This is a genomic window from Pseudomonas sp. MMS21 TM103, from assembly GCF_022132145.1.
In the GTDB taxonomy this organism is placed as follows: Bacteria; Pseudomonadota; Gammaproteobacteria; order Pseudomonadales; family Pseudomonadaceae; genus Aquipseudomonas.
The window spans coordinates 90,158-112,423 of the sequence record NZ_JAJISP010000009.1; the positions used below are offsets into that span (position 1 = coordinate 90,158).

Annotated in this window: 15 protein-coding genes; 10 read left to right on the top strand and 5 right to left on the bottom strand. The window is 65.4% G+C overall.

The annotated features are described in order from the left end of the window. The first annotated feature begins 290 nt into the window (after positions 1-290). The 4 genes from LJY18_RS21545 (at position 291) to LJY18_RS21560 (ending at position 4,965) form a co-directional block, all read left to right on the top strand. Positions 291-1,844 carry a BCCT family transporter gene (locus LJY18_RS21545; RefSeq protein WP_238044332.1) on the top strand — a complete coding sequence of 518 codons (1,554 nt, stop codon included), beginning with the start codon at positions 291-293 and terminating at the stop codon, positions 1,842-1,844. 466 nt (positions 1,845-2,310) lie between these two features. Further along, positions 2,311-3,945, top strand: a complete 1,635-nt coding sequence (locus tag LJY18_RS21550) for a BCCT family transporter (protein WP_238044335.1) — start codon at positions 2,311-2,313, stop codon at positions 3,943-3,945. Positions 3,946-4,042: 97 nt separating this feature from the next. After that, the gene (locus tag LJY18_RS21555) at positions 4,043-4,606 is read left to right on the top strand and encodes a hypothetical protein (RefSeq protein WP_238044337.1); all 564 of its coding nucleotides are present in this window, start codon (positions 4,043-4,045) and stop codon (positions 4,604-4,606) included. A 137-nt stretch (positions 4,607-4,743) separates the two neighbouring features. After that, positions 4,744-4,965, top strand: a complete 222-nt coding sequence (locus tag LJY18_RS21560) for a VF530 family DNA-binding protein (RefSeq protein ID WP_238044340.1) — start codon at positions 4,744-4,746, stop codon at positions 4,963-4,965. Between the two features lie 84 nt (positions 4,966-5,049). On the opposite strand, the gene LJY18_RS21565 is transcribed toward LJY18_RS21560, so the two are convergent. After that, the gene (locus tag LJY18_RS21565; protein WP_238044342.1) at positions 5,050-8,157 is read right to left on the bottom strand and encodes a transglycosylase domain-containing protein; all 3,108 of its coding nucleotides are present in this window, start codon (positions 8,155-8,157) and stop codon (positions 5,050-5,052) included. Between the two features lie 401 nt (positions 8,158-8,558). Here LJY18_RS21565 and LJY18_RS21570 point away from each other — a divergent pair, with 401 nt between their 5' ends. Next, positions 8,559-9,389, top strand: coding sequence for an aldo/keto reductase (locus LJY18_RS21570; protein ID WP_238044398.1), 831 nt, complete (start codon positions 8,559-8,561; stop codon positions 9,387-9,389). A 40-nt stretch (positions 9,390-9,429) separates the two neighbouring features. Here LJY18_RS21570 and LJY18_RS21575 read toward each other — a convergent pair whose 3' ends face one another. The 4 genes from LJY18_RS21575 to LJY18_RS21590 form a co-directional block, all read right to left on the bottom strand. After that, entirely contained in the window at positions 9,430-12,573 is a 3,144-nt protein-coding gene (locus tag LJY18_RS21575) for an efflux RND transporter permease subunit (RefSeq protein WP_238044344.1), read from the bottom strand. A 1-nt stretch (position 12,574) separates the two neighbouring features. Then, complete coding sequence (locus LJY18_RS21580; RefSeq protein ID WP_238044347.1) at positions 12,575-13,645, bottom strand: efflux RND transporter periplasmic adaptor subunit; 1,071 nt, start codon at positions 13,643-13,645, stop codon at positions 12,575-12,577. 18 nt (positions 13,646-13,663) lie between these two features. Further along, positions 13,664-14,320 (bottom strand): TetR/AcrR family transcriptional regulator, encoded by a 657-nt coding sequence (locus tag LJY18_RS21585; protein WP_238044349.1) that lies wholly within the window; start codon positions 14,318-14,320, stop codon positions 13,664-13,666. A 379-nt stretch (positions 14,321-14,699) separates the two neighbouring features. Continuing rightward, entirely contained in the window at positions 14,700-15,353 is a 654-nt protein-coding gene (locus LJY18_RS21590; RefSeq protein ID WP_238044351.1) for a peroxiredoxin, read from the bottom strand. A gap of 146 nt (positions 15,354-15,499) precedes the next feature. Between LJY18_RS21590 and LJY18_RS21595 the strand changes: the two genes are divergently transcribed. The 5 genes from LJY18_RS21595 to LJY18_RS21615 all read left to right on the top strand — a co-directional run bounded on the left by LJY18_RS21595 (position 15,500) and on the right by LJY18_RS21615 (position 22,212). Then, the gene (locus tag LJY18_RS21595; RefSeq protein ID WP_238044353.1) at positions 15,500-15,829 is read left to right on the top strand and encodes a hypothetical protein; all 330 of its coding nucleotides are present in this window, start codon (positions 15,500-15,502) and stop codon (positions 15,827-15,829) included. Between the two features lie 92 nt (positions 15,830-15,921). Continuing rightward, a complete protein-coding gene (locus LJY18_RS21600; protein WP_238044355.1) occupies positions 15,922-17,172 on the top strand; it encodes a TolC family protein in 1,251 nt (416 codons plus the stop codon). Then, positions 17,169-18,701: an efflux RND transporter periplasmic adaptor subunit gene (locus tag LJY18_RS21605; RefSeq protein WP_238044357.1), complete on the top strand. Its 1,533-nt coding sequence runs from the start codon at positions 17,169-17,171 to the stop codon at positions 18,699-18,701. The genes LJY18_RS21600 and LJY18_RS21605 overlap by 4 nt, the downstream gene beginning before the upstream one ends. Beyond that, entirely contained in the window at positions 18,698-21,859 is a 3,162-nt protein-coding gene (locus tag LJY18_RS21610; protein WP_238044359.1) for an efflux RND transporter permease subunit, read from the top strand. The genes LJY18_RS21605 and LJY18_RS21610 overlap by 4 nt, the downstream gene beginning before the upstream one ends. Next, on the top strand, positions 21,856-22,212 hold the full coding sequence (locus LJY18_RS21615; protein ID WP_238044360.1) for a copper-binding protein: 357 nt from the start codon (positions 21,856-21,858) through the stop codon (positions 22,210-22,212). Before LJY18_RS21610 ends, LJY18_RS21615 begins: the two co-directional genes overlap by 4 nt. Positions 22,213-22,266: the final 54 nt, after the last annotated feature.

Here is a 22,266-nt window from a genome sequence, read left to right on the forward strand (position 1 = left end):
ACTCGCTCTGAGAGGGCCCATGAGTCGATAAACAACAGCTGGAACGAGGCGTTAATGGCGGCAGGTCTGAACTGCACCAGCGCTTGTTGTTAATGCTGTTGTTAGTTGCGCGCATGGATGATCAAAAGTCATTAATGGCGCAGATAAAATGATTTGTGGCGAGTAGCTTAGCTACCCGACCATCACTCATCTGTTCAATTCGACGGGTCTGTTTTTAGTGGTGCTCAACGCCATTAAAACGCTGTTCGGTATTGGCATGACTACAAAAATAATACAGTGAGGATCCTTGCGTGAAAGACATTGCCGCCGATGCTTCAGTACCCCGGAATTTCAATATCCAAATACTGGGTTTGAACTTCCACAGGGTTATTTTCCCCGCCTCATTCTCTATTGTTCTGGCCTTGGTTCTGCTGGCCCTGAATGACCCCGCGGCCTTCGGTCTGGCCCTGGAAGGGGTCAAGGGCTGGATCCTGAAGAACTGCGACTGGTTCATCATGATCATGGGCAATCTGGCTGTTCTATTCTGCGCCGGCCTGGCGCTATCGCCATTCGGCAAGATCCGCCTGGGCGGTAAGCACGCTCAGCCTGAATTCAGCACCCTGTCCTGGTTTTCCATGCTGTTCGCCGCCGGGATGGGCGTCGGCCTGTTGTATTGGGGCGTGGCGGAGCCAGTGGCGCAATACACCGAGTGGTGGAAGACCCCGCTCAACGTCCCCAAACAGACCCCGGAAGCATTGCACGCGGCCATGGGCTCGACCATTTTCCACTGGGGTTTTCATCCCTGGGCGATCTACCTGACCAGCGCACTGGTGGTGGGTTTCTTTGCCTATAACAAGGGCCTGCCGTTTTCTCTCAGCTCCGGCCTTCAGCCGCTGATCGGCAAGGCGCACAAGGGCCTGCCCGGGCAACTGGTGGATACCTTTACCGTAGTGCTGACGGTGTTCGGTCTGGCCACCTCCCTGGGCCTCGGCGCCATGCAGGCGACCGCCGGGATCTCGCATGTGCTGGGTATTCCCAACTCCTTCGGCCTGCAGCTGCTGTTCATCCTGGTGGTGACTGGCGTGGCCGGATTCTCGCTGTGGCGCGGCATGGATGCCGGGGTCAAACTGCTGAGTAACATCAACATGCTGCTGGCGCTGGGCCTGTTCCTGCTGGTGGTCGCGGGCATTGGCGTGCTGAGCTTCTTCTCGGGCGTGCTGGACACGACTGTCGACTTTGCCGAGTTCTTCCTGCCGTTGGCCAACTGGGTCGATCGTCCGGATCAGGACTGGTTCCAGGGCTGGACCGTGTTCTATTGGGCCTGGTGGTGCACCTGGGGTCCGCTGGTCGGGGTGTTCGTCGCCCGCGTCTCCCGGGGCCGCACGCTGCGGCAGATGGTCGGCGTGGTAATGGTGGTGCCGACCATCGTGGCGATCTTCTGGTTCAGCGCCTTCGGTGGCGGCGCGATAGCCCAGGTCATTGACGGCAGTGGGGCGCTGGCGGCCGGTCTGACGGACGTCAACATGGCGATCTTCCAGTTCCTCGAAATGCTGCCTCTGGCGGCCGTCACCTCGGTGCTGGTGGTGGTCCTGCTGGTCATCTTCATGGTCACCTCCATGGACTCCGGTGCCCTGGTGGTCGACAATCTGGCGGCGGGCGGCGACCCGGGTACCTCGCCGGTGCAGCGCGTGCTCTGGCTGGTGATGATTGCCCTGGTGACCATCACCTTGTTCGTGATTGGCGGCGATACGGCGCTCAAAGGCATTCAGGCCGGGGCCGTGGCCATGGGCCTGCCGTTCATGGTGCTGATGCTGTTCCTGATGATCGGCTTTCTCAAGGCGCTGAGCCAGGAGCCGCGCGGCTGACCTACGGCCTCGCCGACGAGGCAGGCACATCGCCTGCCTCTGTCGTTGGCCGAACTACTTGTGCCGAGTTTGGCGCGAATGGATCGGCGGAGGACGTGGATAGAATACTTTTGGGTTGCCCCGTGACCCTATAGTCAGCCGCCAAATAATCATCCGTTCGCCAAGTTTTGGCGTGGCGTGCGGATGCACTTGGCAAACTTATGGATAGTGATGTTGCCCCGCTCGGGGTGGGTTCCGTGTGCAAGCTCGAGTGCTGTTTAGGCAGGAGAAGACAAACGCTGTTGTGAGTCGATTAATGATTGAAGCTCATTGATTGTTGGTATGAGAACCATGTGTCAGAAGTTGGTTTTTTATCGAGTTGTTGGGGGCTGATAAAACAGCCTGGAGGTAACCGCACAGATTCATCAGCTCGCCCTGGGTCCAGCGTGCACAGAGGCGTACAGACAATAATAATGGAGCACATGCTATGAGTAATTCCAGCGGGGTTTTTCGCGGCGTCGATGCCGGGATAACCTTGATCTCGATCCTGATAATTGCGGCCTTCGTCGGCTTTTGCGCCGTCATGGGTGAGCAAGCCGGGGCACTGTTCGGCGAGCTTTCCACGACTATCCTGCAGAACTTCAAGTGGTTCTATCTGGCCATGGCCTCGGCCGTGCTGGTTTACCTGTTGTATCTGATGACCAGCCGTTACGGCAATGTCACCCTCGGCAAGGACGGCGAAAAGCCCGAGTTCAGTACGATTTCCTGGTTGTCCATGTTGTTCAGTGCCGGCATGGGCATTGGCCTGCTGTTCTGGTCGGTGGCCGAACCCATGTGGCATTACGCCGGCAACCCCTTCAGCGTCACCACCCTGAGTGCCGAGTCGGCCGAGTCGGCGATGCGCGTGACCTTCTTCCATTGGGGCATGCATGCCTGGGCGCTTTACCTGCTGCCGGCGCTGTGCCTGGCCTACTTCTCCTTCCGCAAGGGCAAGCCGCTGTCGATCCGCTCGACCCTGACCCCGCTGTTCGGCGAGGCGCGGATGAACGGCTGGCTGGGTAGCATGTTCGACATCCTGATCGTGGTCGTCACCGCGTTCGGTATCGCCACCTCCTTCGGCCTCGGCGTCGAGCAGCTGGCGACCGGGATCAAGACCCTGAGCGGCTTCGAGCTGGGCATCGGCCTGAAGATGGGCCTGATCCTGGCGATTTCCCTGATTGCGATCATGTCGGTGGTGTCCGGCGTCGACCGCGGCATCAAACTGCTGTCACTGTGGAACATGCTGTTGTCGCTGGTCATCCTGGCCGCGGTGATGGCGTTCGGGCCGACCCGCTACATCCTCAACACCATTCTCGAAGGCACCTCCGGTTACGCCCAGAGCGTGATCGGCATGAGCCTGTGGAGCGACACCCAGAAAGATGCCGGCTGGCAGAACTGGTGGACTGCCTTCTACTGGGCCTGGTGGCTGACCTGGGCGCCCTTCGTCGGCACCTTCATCGCGCGGATTTCCCGTGGCCGCACCATTCGCCAGCTGGTAATGGGGTCGCTGATCATTCCGGTGCTGTTCAGCTTCGTCTGGATCGGTACCTTCGGCGGCGCCGCGCTGTTTTACGAGAAGGCCGATCGCCTGGCTCATCAGGAACAGGTGGCGAGTCAGACGCTGAGCGGTGACGCCGCCGAGTTCGACGGCGGCGCCATCCTGCTGGCGACCAAGGCCGATGCCACCGCCTCGCTGTTCACCCTGTTCGACAAGATCGAGCAGAGCGCCGGTGTCAGCTTTGGCACGCTGCTCGGGGCGCTGGCTTCGCTGCTGATCGTGACCTACTTCGTCACCTCGGCCGACTCCGGGACCCTGGTGGTGAGTACCCTGGCCGCCCGCGGCAACATTCATCCGCCGACCTGGAGTCGCGTGGCCTGGGGGCTGATGGTCGGTGCCATCGCCGCGGCCCTGCTCTGGTCGGGCGGACTCAAGAGCGTACAGACCGCGAGTATCTGCGCCGCCTTGCCGATTGCGGTAATCCTGGTGCTGATGGCCATGGCCCTGCATCGCGCCCTGCTGAGCGAACCTGCAGCCAGCCTGCAATTCACCAGCGTTGACGACTCGCGCGCCGCGGCCAGCTGAGCCTTGCGCGTGGTGTGAAACAAGGGCCTGCCTCCTTCTCGGAGGCGGGCCTTTTTCATTACGGCTGCCCAGGTTGCGACTGGGCTGGAGATTGTGGATGAGCATCGATAGTTACACCCTTGAGCGCTTTATCGGCGATTTGCGGCGCATCGTCGCGACCGCCGCCGATGAGGCCAGCCTGCTGGCACAAGTCGCACCGCTGGCCAGGCGGGTCGTCGCCGAACGCGGCTGGCTGCGGGCGGACATGTACAGCGCCGATCCGCAGCTGGGCTTTGGCACCAGTCTGCTGCACGTCGAGGCCGATCAGTCACTGTTCGTGGTGGTCGACAGCTGGCTGCCCGGACGCGGCGTGCCCCCCCATGACCACGACACCTGGGCGGTGGTGGTGGGCGTCGAGGGCTGTGAGCGCAATATTTTCTGGCAACGCCTGGACGATGCCACGCGCCCCGGTTATGCCGAGCTGCAACGCCTGGACGAGCAGTGCATTGCACCCGGGCAGGTGCTGGCGATGCCCAGTGGCAGCATCCATAGCGTGATCAATGAAACGCCGCACACCAGCCTGTCGTTCCATGTCTACGGCCGTCACCTCAACCATACCGCGCGCCGCCAGTTCGACCCGGCGCACAACCGCGAACTGCCGTTCATCATCGACGCTCGTTGAGGCTGGCCCGGGCCGCTGAGCCAGGGGCGGCGCTTTTGCGCTGGAGCTGGCTGCTGAGTCAGGTCAGAATATCCCCCTACGCGTGCCACAAGTCTGTCAGCCGGTGCGCCTCGCCACGCTGTCGACACAGGTTTCGCATGACTCAAACGCCGAAAGACCCGCTGCATGGTGTCACCCTGGAAGCCATCCTCAACGAGCTGGTGGCGAAATTGGGCTGGGATGGCCTGGCGGCGCGTATCGATATCCGCTGCTTCAAGAGCGACCCGAGCATCAAGTCCAGCCTGACTTTCCTGCGCAAAACCCCCTGGGCGCGGGAGAAGGTCGAGACGCTGTATATCCGCCTGCAGAAAAAGGCCTGACCAGCGCGTCCCGGATTGCACTTGGGCTTATCCACCCTCCAGGAACCGGGTAAGCCGCATTCGCCCCGAGTCCACGCCTGATAGTTACTTCCAGCTGGCCTGCACCGGTGTCAGTGGGGGGACGCATTGGCTGTAGCTGCCCGGCTCCAGGTAGGGCGCGAGGATCGGCGCCATGCCTTTGAGCACCTGCACCGGCAGCGCCGAGGTGAAGGTGAATTTCTCCGCGGCGCGCCCGGGCACAAAGGCGGTGAGGGTGCCGTAATGGCGCGCGCCGATGAAGAAGACGAAGGTGGCGGTGCGGTTCATCGCCCGTGAACTGAGTACGCGTCCGCCGCGGCCAACGGTTTCGACCCGGTTGTCGCCGGTGCCGGTCTTGCCGCCGAGGGTCAGCAGACGGCCGTCTGCCAGGCTGAAGCTGCCCTGCAGGCGCCGTGCGGTACCGCCTTCGACCACTTGCGAGAGTGCACCGCGCAGGGCTGCGGCCACTTCGCTGGGCATCACCCGTTTGCCGTTCAGGGCGTTGCGCTTGACCTGGGTGTCGTAGGGCGTGTCGGCGGCGAAATGCAGGCTGTCGATGCGCACCGTGGGTTGGCGGATACCATCGTTCTGGATAATACCCATCAATTCCGCCAGTGCCGCCGGACGGTCGCCGGAACTGCCAATGGCGGTGGCCAGCGACGGCACCAGGTATTCGAAGGGGTAGCCGTGTTTCTGCCAGCGGTGGTGGATATCGAGGAAGGCCTCGACCTCCAGCATGATGCGGATACGGCTGTCGCGGGCGCTCTTGTGGCGGCTGCGGAACAACCAGCCGTAGACTTCCTGGCGCTGGTCGCGGCTGGCGACCACCGCGTCGCTGAAGCTGGCCTCGGGTTGTTCCAGCAGGTAGCCGAGCAGCCACAGTTCCAGCGGGTGGACGCGGGCGATATAGCCCTGGTCAGGCAGGCTGTAGGCGCCGGGGCCGTAGTTCAGGTACAGCTCGCGGATGCGCTTGTCGCTGAGTTTCTCGTTGGGCACATGGGCACGCAGGAAGGCGGCGAAGGTCGTCTCGTCGACTTCCGGCATCAGATAACGGTGCACAGCGGCCAGGCGTACCGAGGTGTGGCGCAGGCCGCTGAGGAAGGTCTCGAGGCGTTGCTGCGCCGGCTGGCCCTGGTATTTGCGCCAGAAGCGCAGGAGGAAGGTCTTGCCTTCGCTGTCGGCGAAGCGGCTGAGGTAGGCCTGGCGGCGCGGATTCTTGTCGTTCTTCAGCAGCTCGGCGCTGTTGCCCGGCGCCTGGTAGGTGCTATAGCGCACCAGGTCGCGCATCAGACGGATGAAAGGCAGGTTGATCGACTCGCGTAGCGCATCGCGCAGGGTCGGGTTGCGACCGTTGTCTTCGCGGCGGAAGTTGCCGAAGGTGTGCAGGCCGCCGCCGGTGAAGAAGCGCTCGTAGGGACTGGCGGAATACTTGCGCTCCAGGGCGGCGTCGAGCATGGCCGGCAGCTCGGCTCCGGGGTTTTGCCGCAGGTAGTCGAGGGCCCAGCGGGTCAGGTAGTCCTGGTCGGCGACTTCCACCGCGCGCAGTTCGCTGGGGCTCTGGCCGCTATGGCGCTGGTGCAATTCGGCGATGATTTCCAGGTAGGTGGCCATCACCCGCAGTTTGGCGGTGGAGCCGAGCTCCAGTTTGCTGCCTTCGTTGATGTCGAAGGGTTGATCGGTGTTGTCGGTCTGCACGCGCACCCGGCTGCCATTGGCGGTGCGTTCGAACAGGGTGAAGCTGTAGCGCACTTCGCCGGTTTTTTCGGCCGACAGCAGGCGCTCACCGAACAGGCCGATCTGCTCGGCAAAGGCGGGATCGGCGAGTCGCTCCAGGTAGACGCTGACCGCTTGTTGCAGTTCGTTGTTGAGGGTGGTGCTGGCAGAGAGGTCCAGGCGGTCGAGGTCATACAGCGGCATGTTGAGCAGGTTGGAGAGGCGCGTGCGGGCCACGCTGATGCCCTTGTTGCCGTCGACCATTTGCAGGTTTGGCTCCAGCACCCAGTTGCGGTAGCGCAACTGCCGGGCCAGGGCCGCATCGCGTAATGCCGGGTCGATCAGGCCGCCCCCTGCAAGCACGCGGATATGGCTGTCGATCAGCTGGTCCAGCTCACTGCGGCCCTGGGCCAGGTAATAGGAGGGTCGCCGCTGGGCAATCATCATCGCCATCACCTGGCGCAGGGCCAGGCCGCGTTCGGCATTGCTCGCCTCGGGCGAGCGTTCGGGGTCGAGCAGGCGATTGACCTGGGCGAAGTCGGCACCGAACCAGATGCGCAAGCCATCGGCCAGGCCATGCACCTCGCCGTGCCCGGGCGCGGCGGAGAGCGGCACGCTGTTGAGGTAGTCACGCACGATGTTTTCCCGCGTCGCCTGGGTCTGCGGCCCATTTTGGTAGGCACGCACGCTGGCCGAGACCATCTGCCGCAGTTTTTCCTTGGCCGAGTGGGTCAGGCCGTCTGGCGAGTGGCGATATTTTTCCAGCTGGGTGGCCAGGGTGCTGCCGCCTGCGGATTGATCCTGCACATCCAGCGCCTTGCCGACCTGCGAGATGGCCGCCATGGCGAAGCGCGGCCAGTCCACTGCCGGGTTGGCCTGGGGGTGTTCCTGGTCGAGCAGGTGCCGGTTCTCGATGAACAGCAGGCTGCCCGCCACCAGCGGCGGGATGGCGCTGAAGCTCGGATAGAATTGCTGCGGGTGGCGGAACTCGTAGAAGGGCGTACCGCGACAGTCGCTGATGCTCAGGCCGGCCTGGATTTTTTCCGGATAGGGGGTGAAAAAGCCACGTTGCGTGTAGTCGAGCAACGGCGGCGAGAACTGTGCCTGTTGGGTGATCTCGAAGTCGCGCTGTTGCAGGCGCTCCAGCATCAGCGGCAGGTAGCTGTAACCCAGGCGTTTGTCGAAGGGGCCGTCCTGCGGATAGACGATCGCCGGGCTGGGGCCTGGTTGCACGCGGTAGCTCAGGCTATTGCTGTAGCGGCTGAGGTAGTAGGCCTGGAAATACGCGGTACGCATCTCGAAAACGACCAGCAGCGCAGCTGCCACCACCAGCAGTACCAGAATCAGCCAGATGGCGATGCGCAGCTTGCTGGAGTGCCTGACCGGTTTCAGCTGGAACGCCGGTTTTGTGTTGCTCGGAGGCACCTGTTCTGGCGCGTCGGATTTGCGTAATACACCCATAATTGCTTGGTCTGACCCCAGGTAGTACTTCACAACAGCTTAGTCGCTGCTTGAAGAAGTAGACGCTAGTGGCCTTGACCAGGTCGCAAAGATTTCAGCAGGGCCTGCATGCCACGGCGAAGTTGGCGAGCAGAGCGATGCCGGGCGAGACGGTGTCACAAGGGAGCCGGCACGGCTACGACAATATTTTTTTATCGTCGAGTGACTTATGCAGCGCGATCACCGTGAGCAGCGTGCCCTCGGTTGGCAGGCCAATGCCGCTGCCTGGACCGCCGCCGTGCGCGAACCGCCCATCGAAAGCCGCCGGCTGGTCAGCGCTGCGGCGCTTGGGCGGGCCGGCTGCGGGAGGGGCGTGCGGCCGCTATGATCCCTGGCGAACGGATTGAACGAGGAGCGAGATGATGGGAACGCTTGAACTGGCCGGTGTGACGGTGCCGGTGATCGGACAGGGCACCTGGCGCATGGGCGAGGTGGCCAGCCAGCGGCGCGCGGAAGTGGCGGCGCTACGCGAGGGCATCGAGTTGGGCCTGCGCCTGATCGACACGGCCGAGATGTACGGCGAAGGCGGCGCCGAACGGGTGGTGGGTGAGGCGCTTGCGGGCTTGCGCGAGCAGGTCTTCCTGATCAGCAAGGTCTATCCGCACAACGCCAGCCGCCAAGGTCTGGCAGCGGCCTGCGCGCGCAGCCTGAAGCGGCTGGGAACCGAGCGGATCGACCTCTATCTGTTGCACTGGCGTGGTCAGTACCCGCTGGCGGAAACCGTCGAGGCTTTCGAACGTCTGCGCGAGGAGGGCAAGATCGGCCGCTGGGGTGTGTCCAACTTCGACCTGGACGATTTGCAGGAATTGCACGATCTGGGCGTCGCAGGCTGCGCCACCAACCAGGTGCTGTACAACCCCGAGGCGCGCGGCATCGAGTTCGACCTGCTGCCCTGGCAGCAGGGCCAGGGCATGCCACTGATGGCCTACTGCCCGCTGGGTCAGGCCGGGCAACTGCTGCGCCATCCGGCGTTGCGCCAGGTGGCCGAGACGCATGGCGTCACCCCGGCGCAGGTCGCGCTGGCCTGGCTGTTGCGCCAGCCGGGGGTGATTGCCATCCCCAAAGCGGTCGATGCCGAGCATCTGCGGTTGAACGCCGCCGCGGCGTCCGTGCAACTGAGTGGCGCAGACCTGGCGCTGATCGATGCCGCTTACCCGGGGCCGACCTGCAAGCAGTCGTTGCAGATGGTGTAGGCCCCAGTCCGTGGGTGTGCCCTGGGTATCTGTAGTTACTCTAGCTGCTGCTCACACGGGCTTTGCCCTGCAGCGGCGCGAGCAGGTGTTCCGGCAAGTCGAGCAGGTCGTCGTCGTAGGTTTCCAGCGGCGGCGGGCGGCGTTCGAAACGCGCGCCGAGCACCAGCAGGCAGGGGGTCAGCAGCAGGGTCAGCACGGTGGCGAAGCTCAGGCCGCCGGCGATCGCGCTGGACAGCTGGGTCCACCACTGGGTCGAGGGCGCGCCCAGACCCAGGCTCGGGGCCAGCAGGTCGACATTGACCCCGAGCACCATGGGCATCAGGCCGAGAATGGTGGTCACCGCCGTGAGCAGCACCGGGCGCAGGCGCAGGCTGCCGGTTTCCAGCGCCGCCGCGCGCGGCTCCAGGCCCTGGCGGCGCAGCTGGTTGTAGGTGTCGATGAGGATGATGTTGTTGTTCACCACGATGCCGGCCAGGGCGATCAGGCCCATGCCGACCATGACGATGCCGAACGACTGGCCGTTGACCAGCAGGCCCATCAGCACCCCGGCGGTGGACAGGACGATGGCGGACAGCACCAGCAGCGCCTGGTACAGGCTGTTGAACTGGGTTACCAGGATCAGCGCCATGAGGAAGATCGCCACGCCGAAGGCGGTGGCCAGGAAGACCGCGGCCTCGCGCTGGTCGGCATCCTCGCCGGCGAAGGTCAGCTGCACGTCCGTCGGCGGCTCGCCCATGGCTTCGCGCAGTGCTTGCAGGCGTTCGTCCAGGCGCGCGCCTTCGGCCAGATCGGCCTGCAGGGTGATGGTGCGGTTGCCATCGACCCGGCGCAGGGTGCCGACCTTGGGCGCCGGCTCGAGGGCGACGAAGTTGCCCAGCGGCACCTGGCCACTGGGCGTGTTCAGGGTCAGGCGGCCGAGTTGGTCGAGCGAACGCCAGTCGGCGGGCAGGCGCACGCGGATGTCCACCTCGTCGGTGGCGTCCTCCGGCCGGTAGGTCGCCAGTTTCAGGCCATTGCTGACCATCTGCACGGCGTTGCCGACGCTCAGCACGTCGGCGCCGAAGCGCGCGGCGGCCTCGCGGTCGACCTTGATCCGCCATTCGATGCCGGGCAGGGCACGGTCGTCTTCGATGTCCTGGAAGCCGCCGATGCTGAGCATGCTGGCGCGCAGCCGCTCGACGAATCGATCGGCCTTGGCCGGATCCAGGGCGCCGATCTGCAGCTTGACCGGTTTGCCCCCGCTGGGGCCTTGTTCCTGTCCGCGGAACTCGAGGACCACCCCGGGAATGTCGGCGCTGCGCTCGCGCATGTCGGCGAGAATCTGCCGGGCCGGGCGCCGCTCATGCCAGTCGACGAACTGGAACTGCAGGGTGCCGATCACGTCGACCCCGAGCTGGCCGTCCGGCTGTGCCAGGGAGCGGGCGTACAGCGCCTTGACCTCGCTCATGCCGAGCAGGCGACGTTCGACCTGTTGCAGCAGGGCGTCCTTTTCCTGCACCGACAGATCGCCGCGGGCGCGCAGCCAGATCTGCGCATTATCCGGCTCGACCTCGGGGAAGAACTCCACGCCATGGTTGTAGCGGCCGTAGCCGGCATAGATCAGGGCAACCAGCGCGAGAATGCCGAGCAGGGCCAGGCCCGGCCGGCGCAGCAGTCTGTCGAGCAGTTTACGGTAGGCCCGGGCGCCACGGCTGGGCGTGCCCGGCAGCGGCTGCGGGCGACCGCCGGTTACCGCACCCAGTACCGGCAGGAACACCAGGGCCATGGCCAGGGAGGCGAGCAGGCAGACGATCACCGTGGCCGGCAGGTATTTCATGAACTGGCCGACCACCCCGGGCCAGAACAGCAGCGGTAGGAACACCGCCAGGGTGGTGGCGGTGGAGGCGATCACCGGCCAGGCCATTCGCGTCGCCGCGTTGGCCCACGCCTGGCGCGGGTTCTGGCCCTGGTGCAGGTTGCGGTCGGCCAGCTCGGAGACCACGATGGCGCCATCCACCAGCATCCCGGCGACCAGGATCAGGCTGAACAGCACGACTATGTTGAGGGTGAAGCCGAGCATCCAGATCAGCAGGATGCCGGTCAGGAAGGCGCCGGGAATGGTCAGGCCGACCAGCAGCGCCGAGCGCAGGCCCATGCTCGCCACCACCAGGATCAGCACCAGGACGATGGCGGTCATCACGTTGTTGAGCAGGTCGCCGAGCAGGCTCTCGACTTCCTGCGACTGATCCATGATGTAGTTGACCTGCAGGCCTTCGGGCAGCAGCGGCTGGGCCTGGACCATCAGCGCCTTGATCTGCTCGATGGTGGCGATGATGTTGGCGCCGCTGCGCTTGGCCACCTCCAGGACGATGGCGGGCTGGCCGTTGATCCGGGCGAAACCGGTCGGGTCCTTGAAGGTGCGCTGGATGCTGGCGACGTCGCCGAAGGTCACCACGCTGCCGCCGATCACCTTGATCGGCATGGCCAGCACGTCTTCCAGGTTCTCGATCACCCCGGGGACCTTCAGGCTCATGCGTCCCGCGCCGGTGTCCAGGCTGCCGGCGGCGACCAGGCGGTTGTTGCGGCTGACCAGGTTGAACAGCTCGCTGTAGTCGATGCCGTAGCCGTCGAGCACCTGTGGGTCGACGACGATTTCCAGCAGGTCCTCGCGATCGCCGCCGATCTCCACCGAGAGCACCTCGGCGATGCCTTCGATGTTCTCCTTCAACTGGCGGGCGACATACACCAGCTGCGCTTCGGCGATGGGCCCGGACAGGCCGATCGACAGCACCGGGAACAGCGCCACGTTGACCTCGTTGACCGTCGGTTCCTCGGCTTCCTCCGGCAGTTTGCTGCGCGCGCTGTCGACCTTCTCGCGCACATCGATCAGCGCCGCCTTGGCGTCGAAGCCGGCATCGAATTCCAGGGTCACCGAGGCATGCCCCTCGCTGGCCATCGAGCGCATTTCCTTGACCGCTTCGAGGCTGCGCAACTCCTGCTCGAGCGGCCTGACCAGCAGGCGCTCGGCGTCTTCCGGGCTGATCCCTTCCAGGCTGACCGAGACGTAGATGATCGGGATGCTGACGTCCGGGTTGGCTTCCTTGGGGATGGCCACATAGGCGGCCAGGCCGCCGATCAGCAGAAAGGCCAGCAGCAGCAGGCTAGTGCGGCTGCGGTCCAGCGCCGCGGCGATCAGAGCGTGCATTTCAGCTGTCCTCGCTGGCGAGTTGGCTGAGCACCTGCTGGCCGGGTTCGACGAAACCCTGGCCGAGGGTGATCAGCGCGACCCGCGGCGGCAGACCGCTGACCCAGGCGCCCTGATTGTCGACGCTGATCAGCGTGACCGGGGTGAACTCGACCCGTTGCTGCGCGTTGACCCACTTCACCCCATGCCGGCCGGCCTGATCCAGGCTGAGCAGGGCCGGGGAGACGCGGTGGGCCATGGCCTCGCCGGTCTGGATGTGCAGGGTGGCGCTGGCCCCGGCCAGGCGCTGCCGCTCGGGGTTGTCGACCCGCACCTCGATGCGGAAGCTGCGCGAGTCGGGGTCGGCGGCGGCGGCGATGAAATGCAGCTCACCGGCAAGCTCGCGGCCGTCGAGCAGCTGCACGCGTACCGGCTGGCCAAGGGTCAGCTGGATCACCTCCTGCTGGGCGATCTGCGCGCTGACCTTGAGCTGGCGGATGTCGACCAGGGTCAGCAGGCTCTGCCCGGGCTGGACGAAGTCGCCCAGCTCGACCTGGCGCGCGTCGTAGACCCCGGCGAAGGGCGCCTCGATGCGGGTGTTGCCCAGATGCAGGCGGGCCGTGGCCAGTTCGGCGCGGGCCTTGGCCAGCTCGCTGTCCAGGCGCAGCAGCTCGTTGGCGGAAAACAGGTTGCGCTCGCGCAGGCGTTTGGCCGAACTGACGTCGGTCTCGCGCTGGCGCACTTCGGCTTCGCTGCGCGCCACCTGGGCGGTGCGGTCGTCCGGCGACAGGCTGAGGAGCAACTCGCCCTGTTCGACCGGCTGGCCCTTGTCCCGGTCCAGGCGCAGCACGCTGGCGCTGATCTGCGCGCGCAATTCGACCCGGCGCCAGGCTTCGACCTGGCCCTGGACCACGTGCTGGCGCTGCATCGGCTGGGCCTCCAGCCACTGGATCTCGACTTTCGCCAGCCCCTGCTCCACGACGGGCTGATCGGCGCTGGCGGTTTTCTGTGCCTTGAACAGCGAGCCGCTGAGCAGCCACAGCAGCAGCAAGACGCTGATGGCGACGGCGATCAACCATGGACGTTTGGACACTTGACTGAACATGAGCGGTTACTCGCGGCTGGCGGATGGGGCGCAAAGGTTGGCGGCCTGGCCACGCAGGCCGGCGATGATGAAATCGGTGACGCGGTCGAAGTAGTCGCTCAGGGCGATGGGCTCGGCCCAGTGCTCGAAGCCGCCGGAGGCGATGCGTGCCATTACCCCGTTGATACAGGCCTCCACGCCCCACAACAGGTACTGGCAATCGGCGTGACAGAGGGCAGGCTCGCCGAAGGTGCTCTGCAGCAGCTGGCCGAAGAAGGCAACGTAGTCACGTTCCAGCTGCAGGAACTCCTCGCGGTAGGGAGCCTCCAGGCGCTCCTGAAAGGCCGGGCGGTCGCAGTGCTGGCACAGTTGCGTGAGGATCGGGTCGGCGAGCATCTGCTCGAAGGCGCGGCGGATTACCTGGCGCATGGCCAGGTGCGGCGGCTGCGCGGCATGCAAGGCACGCAGTTCGTCGAGATTCGCCCGGCTCATGTCCAGCACCAGGCGGGCAAAGAGCGCCTCCTTGCTGGGAAAGTGCTTGTACACCGTGCCCTTGCCGATACCGGCCTCGGTTGCCACCTCGGCGATGGTCACCCGATCCCAGGGCTGCTGGCGAAACAGCAGGCGCGCGGCATCGAGGAGGGCGCTTTCGCGCTGCAGGAAGAGTCGGTCTTGAAGGCGCATGGGCAGGAACTTATCTGGCTGTGACTGCCGGTCATGCTATGACTGCTGGTCACGACGAGCAAGCAAGCAGTTGTAACAACGCTTGGCGACGGCCGTGAAGCGGACGTTGCAGCCATCGAACAATCCAGGTGGTGGCTGAACCAGGCGTCATCCAGCCACCCCAGCTCTGGTCACCCCATACCGCCGGGAAATTGCACCGACGCAGCACTTGTGGCCGTAATGCATGCTTGCGCACGAGTAGCCAGATCATGCGAATGAGCAGGGGCGCGAGCGTACCCAGTCATGGCGCCGCGAAGCTTTGCTGCTTCTGCGCCTGGTGTCCGGCTGCGTCCGTCGCTGGTGGAAAACCCCAGCCGATTTTCCACCTCGCCCATTGCCGCTACTTGGGTTGCGCCACCACGCGCAGGTAGGGCTTGAGGGTCTTGAAGCCCTGCGGGTACTTGCGTTTGGCCTCTTCGTCGGACACCGAGGTGGGGATGATCACGTCGTCGCCGGGTTTCCAGTTCACCGGCGTGGCCACCGTATGTTTGGCGTTGAGTTGCAGTGCATCGAGCAAGCGCAGGACCTCGTCGAAGTTGCGCCCGGCACTCATGGGGTAGACCAGCATGGCCTTGACCTTCTTGTCCGGGCCGACGATGAACACCGAGCGCACCGTGGCGTTGTCCACCGCGGTGCGCGGGCCGCCGCTGGCATTGGGGTGGATCATGTCGTAGAGCTTGGCCACCTTGAGGTCGGGGTCGCCGATCATCGGGTAGTTGACCGCATGGCCCTGGGTTTCCTCGATGTCGCCGACCCAGGCCCGGTGGTCGCTGACCGGGTCGACGCTGAGGCCGACGATCTTGGTGTTGCGCTTGTCGAATTCGGGCTTGAGCCTGGCCATGTAGCCCAGTTCGGTGGTGCACACCGGGGTGAAGTCCTTGGGATGGGAAAACAGGATGGCCCAGCCATCTCCTATCCATTCATGGAAGTGCAGGGGGCCTTCGGTGGTGTCGGCGCTGAAGTCGGGGGCTTCGTCGCCAATGCGGATGGTCATGGTCTGCTCCTCTTGCGGTTATGGGGGCGACTCGATCGCCCGCCCTGGGTTGCTGGAGAAAAAAGTATAGGTCGGCTACGGCCTTCGACCAGGTAATTGACCCTTGTCAATTGCTCCTGAGCAGGTGCGCGGCTAGACTGCCCGGCATGAACGCCTTCCGTCGCCTCAGTCTGGTCTTGCTCCTGGCCCTGGTCCTGCCCTTGCAGAGCCTGGCGGGTTCGCTGCTGGTCGGCGAACCCTGCCCGATGAGCGAGGACGTACCGAAGGCGAGCGACTGCTGTGACGAGGCGGCGATGCAGGGCGGCGATCAGTTGTGCCCGGATATGACCAAGTGTTCCAGCGCCTGCCTGCCATTGGTCGACGGTTACCCGCTGAAGCTCAAACTGTTGCCGGCCGCTGTCGACGTCCCGTTGTATAGCCAAGCTGACCCCCTGTCCCGACCCACGCTTGCCCCCTGGCGTCCCCCCCGCGCCTGATTCCCGTCCCGTTTCGAACCCCATCGTGTAGCCCAGGCGGCTCGATGGCCGTTGCGCGCCCATAGCGCGCGATATCGACAGGAATCACCCGCATGTTCCGTTCTTTTTCCTTCCCCGGCCGTTTGGCGGCCGGGGCGCTGGCCGCTGTCTTGTTCAGCATGCCGGTCGCGGCCCTGACCCTCGACGAGGCCTTGCGCCAGGCCGAACGCGAGGCGCCTTCGCTGGCCGCGCAAGCCGCGCAAGTCGAGGCGTCGCGTAATTCGGCCATCCCCGCCGGCGCGCTGCCCGATCCCAAGCTGTTGCTGGGGCTGCAGAACGTGCCGATCGAGGGTGACAACCGCGGTCGCCTCGACCGCGAGCCCATGACCATGCAGATGGTCGGGGTCATGCAAGAGGTGCCCAATCGCGCCAAGCGTCGGGCCCGGGTGGAGGTGGCCGAGGCCGGGGTCGAGCGCGCGACGCTGGAACAGCGGGTCGAACGGCTCAAGGTCCGCCGGCAAACCGCCTTGGCCTGGATCTCGGCGCTCGCCGTCGAGGAGAAGCTGGCGCTGTTCCAGACCCTCTATGCCGAAAACGATCTGTTGGTCAAAGCGGTGCGTGCGCGCCTGGCCGGTGGACGCGGCCAGCCTGCCGACAGCGTTGGCCCCAAACAGGAAGCGGCGCTGCTCGCCGAACAGGAGGACCAGCTGCAGCAAAGCCGGGCGCAACAACGCGCGGCCCTGCGCCGCTGGGTCGGCCCGCGCGCCGATGAACCCCTGACCGGTCGCCTGCCGAACTGGCCGGTGGATGCCGAGCATTATCGGCACAGTCTGCAACGCCATCCCGAACTGGTGCTGTTCGATCCCATGACCGATGAAGCGCAAGCCGAGGTGCGCCAGGCCGAAGCGGACAAGCAATCCGACTGGAGCTGGCAGCTGGCCTACCAGAAGCGTGATGACGCGTTCGGCGACATGATGAGCGTGCAGTTCAGCTTCGATCTGCCGCTGTTCCCGGGCTCCCGGCAGAACCCTAGGATCGCCGCCAAGCAGGCCACGCTCAGCCAGTTGCACGCCCAGCGCGAAGCGGCCGAGCGCGAGCATGCGCAGCAGTTGGCCGACGACCTGGCCGAGTACCAGCGCCTCGACCGCGCACTGCGCCGCAGCCAGGACAGCCTGGTGCCGCTGGCCGAGGAAAAGGTCGCGCTGACCCTGGCCGGCTATCGCGCAGGTAACGGCGAGCTGGCCAGCGTGATCGCCGCCCGGCGAGAGCTGATCGAGACGCGTCTGAAACACATCGACTTCGCCCAACAGCGCGCGCTGACCAGTGCCCGTCTGCATTTCGCTTATGAAGAGGTGAGCCAATGAGTGCTCGAATAGTTAAAACGACGCTGTTGGCCACGCTGGTACTGAGCATCGGCGCGGCGGGCGGCTACTGGTTCGCCCAGCAATCGGTGAACCTGGGACCTGAGATGGCCATGGCCGCGGAGGAAACCGGCGCCGCAGATGAGCGCAAGGTGCTGTATTGGTACGACCCGATGGTGCCGCAGCAAAAATTCGATCAGCCGGGCAAGTCGCCCTTTATGGACATGCAGCTGGTGCCGCGCTATGCCGACGAGGGCGGCGACAGCGCCGCCATCAGCATCGATGCGAGCATCACCCAGAACCTCGGCATGCGCCTGGCCCCGGTGACCCGCGGGGCGCTGGCCAACAGCCTGGAAGTGGTCGGCAACCTGACCTTCAACAGCCGCGATATCGCCGTGGTCCAGGCGCGTACTGGCGGTTTCGTCGAGCGGGTCTATGCCCGTGCCCCCGAGGACCTGCTCGAGGCCGGCGCGCCCCTGGCCGACCTGCTGGTGCCCGAATGGGTCAGTGCCCAGGAGGACTATCTGGCCCTGCGCGATGCCGGCGATCCCGCCCTGCTGGCCGCGGCGCGCCAACGCCTGCGCCTGGCCGGGATGCCGGCGGCGCTGATCGCCCGGTTCGAGCGCAGCGGCAAGGTACAGGCGCTGTGGACGGTGACCAGTCCGATCGCCGGCGTGCTGCAGAAACTCGAGGTACGCGAAGGCATGAACCTGATGGCGGGTGACACCCTGGCGACCATCAACGGCTTGCGCAGCGTCTGGCTGGACGTGGCGGTGCCCGAGGCCGAAGCCCTGGGCCTGCATAAAGGCCAGCTGGTAGAGGCGCGCCTGCCGGCGTTTCCCGGCGAAGTGCTCGGCGGCAGCATCGAGGCCATCCTGCCCCAGGCCAACCTGGACAGCCGCACCCTGCGCGTACGGGTCGAGCTGGATAATCCCGATGGCCGCCTGCGTCCGGGGTTGACCGCCCAGGTACGCCTGGCCCGCCCGGCCGAGCACGATGCGCTGTTGGTGCCGAGCGAGGCGGTGATTCGCAGCGGTCGCCGCGCCCTGGTGATGCTCGCCGAGGGCGAGGGGCGCTACCGCCCGGTGGAAGTCCGCCTGGGCCAGGAGGCCGAGGGCAATACCCAGATCCTCGAGGGGCTGGAGGAGGGCCAGCAGGTGGTCGCCTCCGGGCAGTTCCTGCTCGATTCCGAGGCCAGCCTGCGCGGCATCCTGGCCCAGGAACTGGGCGCGCCTGCGGCCGAGGTCAAACTGCAGCCTGCCCTGCACGAAGCCGAAGGGCAGATCGATGCCATCGAAGACGGTGGGGTGATGCTCACCCATGGCCCGTTCAAGACCTTGGGTATGCCGGGCATGAGCATGCTGTTTCCGGTCGCCGATCTGGCGCTACTGGAAGGCTTGAAACCCGGCGACCGGGTCCGGGTCGGGGTGCGCGCCGACGACGACGGGATGCAGATAGAGCGCATCGAGCGCCTGGCGCCCGTGCCCCAGGAAAATAGCAGCCACGATGGCCATCAGGAGGCGCAGCCATGATCGCCGCGCTGATCCGCTGGTCGGTGGCCAACCGTTTCCTGGTGGTGCTGGCGACCCTGTTCGCCACCGCCTGGGGCGTCTGGTCGCTGCAGAACACGCCCATCGATGCGCTGCCGGACCTGTCCGACGTGCAGGTGATCATCCGCACGCCCTATCCGGGCCAGGCGCCGCAGATCGTCGAGAACCAGGTGACCTACCCGCTGGCCACCACCATGCTCTCGGTGCCGGGGGCGAAGACCGTGCGCGGCTACTCGTTCTTCGGCGACAGCTTCGTTTATGTGCTGTTCGAGGACGACACCGATCTCTACTGGGCGCGTTCGCGGGTGCTGGAATACCTCAGCCAGGTCCAGAGTCGCTTGCCGGCCAGCGCCAAACCGTCGTTGGGGCCGGACGCCACCGGGGTCGGCTGGATCTACCAGTACGCCCTGGTCGACCGCACGGGCACTCACGACCTGGCGCAGCTGCGCGCGCTGCAGGACTGGTTCCTCAAGTTCGAGCTGAAGACCCTGGCCAACGTCGCCGAGGTGGCGACCATCGGCGGCATGGTCAAGCAGTACCAGGTGCAGCTCGACCCGATCAAGCTGGCCAGCCTGGGTATCACCCAGGCCGAGGTGACGGCGGCCATCGGCCGGGCCAACCAGGAAACCGGTGGCGCGGTGCTGGAACTGGCGGAGACCGAGTTCATGGTGCGCGCCTCGGGTTATCTGAAAACCCTCAGCGACTTTCGCGCCATCCCGCTGCGCCTGGATGCCGGCGGCGTGCCGGTGACCCTCGGCGAGGTGGCGCATATCCAGGTGGGGCCGGAGATGCGCCGCGGCATCGCCGAACTCGATGGCGAGGGCGAGGTGGTCGGCGGCGTGGTGATCCTGCGCAGTGGCAAGAACGCGCGCAGCACCATAGACGCGGTCAAGGCCAAGCTCGAGGAACTCAAGGGCAGCCTGCCCGAGGGGGTGGAGATCGTCACCACCTACGACCGCAGCAAGTTGATCGACCGCGCGGTGCGCAACCTCGGCGAGAAGCTGGTGGAGGAGTTCATCGTGGTGGCGCTGGTCTGCGCGGCCTTCCTCTGGCACCTGCGCTCCTCGCTGGTGGCCATCGTGTCCTTGCCGGTCGGGGTGCTGATCGCCTTTACCGTCATGCAGCAGCAGGGCATCAACGCCAACATCATGTCGCTCGGCGGCATCGCCATCGCCATCGGCGCCATGGTCGACGCCGCGGTGGTGATGATCGAAAACGCGCACAAGAAGATCGAGGCCTGGCGCGAGGCGCATCCCGGCGAGGAACTCAAGGGCGCCCAGCACTGGCGGGTGATTACCGATGCGGCGGTGGAAGTCGGCCCGGCACTGTTCTTCTGCCTGCTGATCATCACCCTGTCGTTTATTCCGGTGTTCACCCTGCAGGCCCAGGAGGGCCGGCTGTTCGGCCCGCTGGCCTTCACCAAGACCTATGCCATGGCCGCCGCCGCGGGACTGTCGGTGACCCTGGTGCCGGTGTTGATGGGCTACTGGATTCGCGGGCGGATTCCCGATGAGGCGCGCAACCCGCTGAACCGCTGGCTGATCCGTATCTACCAGCCGGCGCTTGACGCCGTGCTGCGACGGCCCAAGGCCACCCTGCTGGTCGCGCTGCTGGTGTTTCTCAGCACCCTGTGGCCGCTGTCGCAGCTGGGCGGCGAGTTCCTGCCGCCGCTGGACGAGGGCGATCTGCTCTACATGCCTTCGGCCCTGCCCGGATTGTCGGCGCAGAAGGCCGCGCAGTTGCTGCAACAGACCGACCGGCTGATCAAGACGGTACCGGAAGTCGCCCATGTATTCGGCAAGGCCGGCCGCGCCGAAACCGCCACCGACCCGGCGCCGCTTGAGATGTTCGAGACCACCATCCAGTTCAAGCCGCGCGAGCAGTGGCGCGCCGGCATGACCGCGGACAAGCTGGTGGAGGAACTGGACCGGGTGGTGCAGGTGCCCGGACTGACCAATATCTGGATTCCGCCGATCCGCAATCGCATCGACATGCTCGCTACCGGGATCAAGAGCCCGATCGGGGTCAAGGTCGCCGGCACCGACCTGGCGCAGATCGATGCGGCCACCCTGGCCATCGAGAAGGTCGCCAAAGGCGTGCCCGGGGTGAGTTCGGCCCTGGCCGAGCGGCTGACCGGCGGGCGCTATATCGATGTCGACATCGACCGGGCGGCGGCGGCGCGTTACGGCCTGAACATCGCCGATGTGCAGTCGATCGTGTCCAGCGCCATCGGCGGTGAGAATGTCGGCGAGACCATCGAGGGGCTGGCGCGTTTCCCCATCAGCGTGCGTTACCCGCGCGAATGGCGCGACTCGCTGGGCAGGCTAGAACAGTTGCCGATCTACACCCCCCAGGGCAGCCAGATCACCTTGGGCACGGTGGCACGGGTCAGGGTCAGCGACGGCCCGCCGATGCTCAAGAGCGAGAATGCACGGCCTTCGGGTTGGGTCTATGTGGATGTGCGGGGCCGTGACCTGGCCTCGGTGGTGGCCGATCTGCGCGCCGCCATCGACGAGCAGGTCACTCTGCAACCGGGCATCAGCCTGAGCTATTCGGGGCAGTTCGAGTTCCTCGAGCGGGCCAACGCGCGGCTCAAACTGGTGGTTCCGGCCACCCTGCTGATCATCTTCGTCCTGCTCTACCTGTGCTTCGCCCGCTTCAGCGAGGCGCTGCTGATCATGGCCACGCTGCCGTTCGCCCTGACCGGCGGGGTCTGGTTTCTCTACCTGCTCGGTTATCACCTGTCGGTGGCCACCGGGGTCGGCTTCATCGCCCTGGCCGGGGTCGCGGCGGAATTCGGCGTGATCATGCTGCTCTACCTGAAGAACGCCTGGGCCGAACGCGAGGCAGCCGGCGACAGCAGCGAGCAGGCGCTGGTCGAGGCGATCCGCGAAGGCGCGGTACAACGTGTGCGGCCCAAGGCCATGACCGTGGCGGTGATCATCGCCGGCCTGCTGCCGATCCTCCTCGGTGGCGGTACCGGCAGCGAGGTGATGAGCCGCATCGCCGCGCCCATGGTCGGCGGCATGCTCAGCGCGCCGCTGCTGTCGCTGTTCGTGTTGCCGGCGGCCTATAGATTGATGCGTCGACGCAAGACCTCTGAATTCATACCCAACCCAGCAGAAGGAAAACTCGCATGAACTACAGCCTCTTAGGTGCACTGACGCTGGTCCTCGGCCAACCGCTCTTCGCCGCCGAAATGCCTGCCATGCCCATGGACGAGATGCCCATGAAAGAGATGCAGATGGAGCAATCGGGGGCTGCGGCAACCGCCCAGGCTTCCGGCACCGTCAAGGCCATCGACAGCCAGAAAGGCAGTATCACCATCGCCCATGGCCCCGTGCCTGCGCTTAAGTGGCCGGCGATGACCATGGGCTTCAAGGCGACGCCCGGGCAACTGTCTCAAGTGCAGGTCGGCCAGCAGGTGATATTCCAGTTCAAGAGCGAAGTCATGCAGGCGACGCTGCTGTCGATCAAGCCGTTGCAGCAATAGCGCCAAGCATGGCCGATCCGGTGAGCTACACCCTCTCGCCGGGTCGGTCTATCG

Coding starts and splice junctions, on each gene's coding strand:
- LJY18_RS21570 (WP_238044398.1), top strand. CDS start 8,559: ATGGGAACGCTTGAACTGGCCGGTGTGACGGTGCCGGTGATCGGACAG.
- LJY18_RS21595 (WP_238044353.1), top strand. CDS start 15,500: ATGAACGCCTTCCGTCGCCTCAGTCTGGTCTTGCTCCTGGCCCTGGTC.
- LJY18_RS21565 (WP_238044342.1), bottom strand. CDS start 8,157: ATGGGTGTATTACGCAAATCCGACGCGCCAGAACAGGTGCCTCCGAGC.
- LJY18_RS21575 (WP_238044344.1), bottom strand. CDS start 12,573: ATGCACGCTCTGATCGCCGCGGCGCTGGACCGCAGCCGCACTAGCCTG.
- LJY18_RS21585 (WP_238044349.1), bottom strand. CDS start 14,320: ATGCGCCTTCAAGACCGACTCTTCCTGCAGCGCGAAAGCGCCCTCCTC.
- LJY18_RS21615 (WP_238044360.1), top strand. CDS start 21,856: ATGAACTACAGCCTCTTAGGTGCACTGACGCTGGTCCTCGGCCAACCG.
- LJY18_RS21610 (WP_238044359.1), top strand. CDS start 18,698: ATGATCGCCGCGCTGATCCGCTGGTCGGTGGCCAACCGTTTCCTGGTG.
- LJY18_RS21560 (WP_238044340.1), top strand. CDS start 4,744: ATGACTCAAACGCCGAAAGACCCGCTGCATGGTGTCACCCTGGAAGCC.
- LJY18_RS21555 (WP_238044337.1), top strand. CDS start 4,043: ATGAGCATCGATAGTTACACCCTTGAGCGCTTTATCGGCGATTTGCGG.
- LJY18_RS21605 (WP_238044357.1), top strand. CDS start 17,169: ATGAGTGCTCGAATAGTTAAAACGACGCTGTTGGCCACGCTGGTACTG.
- LJY18_RS21600 (WP_238044355.1), top strand. CDS start 15,922: ATGTTCCGTTCTTTTTCCTTCCCCGGCCGTTTGGCGGCCGGGGCGCTG.
- LJY18_RS21550 (WP_238044335.1), top strand. CDS start 2,311: ATGAGTAATTCCAGCGGGGTTTTTCGCGGCGTCGATGCCGGGATAACC.
- LJY18_RS21590 (WP_238044351.1), bottom strand. CDS start 15,353: ATGACCATCCGCATTGGCGACGAAGCCCCCGACTTCAGCGCCGACACC.